We start from the raw sequence: 1922 nt of genomic DNA on the forward strand, positions 1-1922 counted from the left end.
GATTCGCTACCCCGTGATCTCGATGTCGCGCAGTTCCGCGTCACCGCCAGGTCCGGAGTAGATCGGGTGGACGATCACATTGTCGACGCGCTCGCTGTAGAAGTAGCTGATCTGCTCGACGAAGACCGGCGCGCTCGGCATGTCCTGCGCCAGGATCTCCTCGGCTTCGGCGTACAGCTCGATCGCCTCGTCGATGGTCTCGGCGGTGCCGGCCTCGGCGATCTTCGCGCTGAACTCCTCGCTCTCGTAACCCTGGTCGTTGACCGAAGCGCCGCCGCCGTAGATCGGCGTCAGGTAGTTCTCGTTGAGGTTGTAGTCCGGGCCCCAGCCGGAGCGGAACGGACCGTCGAGGTCGTGTCCCTCACGGGAGGCGAGGAAGTCGGTCCACTCCATCGGGACCAGCTCGTACTCGATGCCCAGCGTCTCGGAGATCGAGTCGCCGATGGCGCGGAAGATGTCGAGGTTGTCGCCGGAGTCGTTGACCCAGATGCGCAGCGGCTCGCCCTCGGGCCATCCGCCGGCGTCCTCGAGCAGCTGGTTGGCCAGGTCGGGGTCGTACGTGCAGTACTCGCCGCAGGCGCTCCGGCCGCCGCCGAGGATCGATTCGGGCACCCACGAGTCGAACGGGTTGAACCGGTCGGCTCCGATGACGTTGAGCACGCCCTCGCGATCGATCGCCACCGACAGGGCGCGGCGCAGGTTGACGTCCTCGAACGTCTCGTCGTACAGCGGGTAGGCCAGCATGGCGATGCTGGTGCCGTCCTGGACGATGCGCCGCTCGGCCAGTTCCTCGTCGTTGACGGCCTGCTCGTAGTCGGCCGCGGTCGGGCGGCAGACGTCGATGTCACCGGTCAGGAAGTCCGCCCAGCAGTCGTTGCCTTCGAGGTAGACGTGCCATTGGACGCCGTCGATCGAGGGCTGGTCGGCCGTCTGGTAGTCCTCCCACTTGACGGCGGTGCCGCCGCTCTCGATGCTGTAGGGCTCTTCGAACATGAAGGGCCCGTTGCCGATCGGCTGGTCCTCACAGGCGTCCGTGTTGTCCAGGCACTCCTGGGCGACCGGGAAGAACGCCTCGTAGCCGAGCATCGTCGGGAAGCCGATGAACGGCTGCGCGAGCTCGACTTCGATGGTGAGGTCGTCGACGGCGGTCACGCCGGACAGCTCAGTGGTCTCGACCTCGGGGAACTCCGGAACCTCCGGGTCGGCCCACTCCTCCTCGGGGAGCGGCTCGGGGTTCATCTCCTCGTAGCCCGCGAACGTCGCGAAGAAGTAGTTCAACGGCAGCGCGTTCGGTCCGTACGCGGTGCGGTTCCAGGAGCGGATGAAGGCGTTGGCGTCCACCGGCTCGCCGTTGTGGAAGGTCAGCCCTTCCTTGATCCTGATCGTCCACGTCTGGTTGTCCTCGGAGGTGATCTCCTCGGCGACCAAGTTGTCCGGCTCGCCGGTCTCGGCGTCGTAGTAGACCAGACCCTCGTAGACGTTCTTCATGATGCGGAAGCCCTCGGATTCGCCGGAGCCGCCGGGGATCAGGCTGCGGACCTCGCCGATCTGCATGTTGACGATGCCGCCGCCGTCGCCTTCGCCTCCGACGTCGCTGTCGTCGCCGGTGCAGGCGGTCAGCGCGAGCGCTGCGGCTGCGGCTGTGGCCACCGCCATTTGAATTCGTCTCACTGGTCACTCCATGGATGTGATTTGAGTCGCGGGATACCTCACACGATGTCTCACAACACATCAAAGCGAAAGGGTGCGTTGTGAAATCGTTATCTAGAGGAAGGTTGTCGGAGACCTTGGAGTCACATTATTACGCCCGTATCGCCGTTTCGTGCCCTTTCAATGAGAATGCGATTGCCGATGGAACAGCCGTGGGTAAACGGCGTTACTCGGTTTGCGGGCGGCACGATGAACGCAAAGCGCCGGCCGCC

At 64.8% G+C, this 1922-nt stretch carries 1 protein-coding gene; it reads right to left on the bottom strand.

Features of this window, described 5'->3' with window-relative positions:
- Positions 1–6: 6 nt before the first annotated feature.
- Positions 7–1671: a peptide ABC transporter substrate-binding protein gene (locus ACYVK3_RS00380; RefSeq protein ID WP_460495254.1), complete on the bottom strand. Its 1665-nt coding sequence runs from the start codon at positions 1669–1671 to the stop codon at positions 7–9.
- Positions 1672–1922: the final 251 nt, after the last annotated feature.

This window comes from Glycomyces tarimensis, from assembly GCF_054776215.1.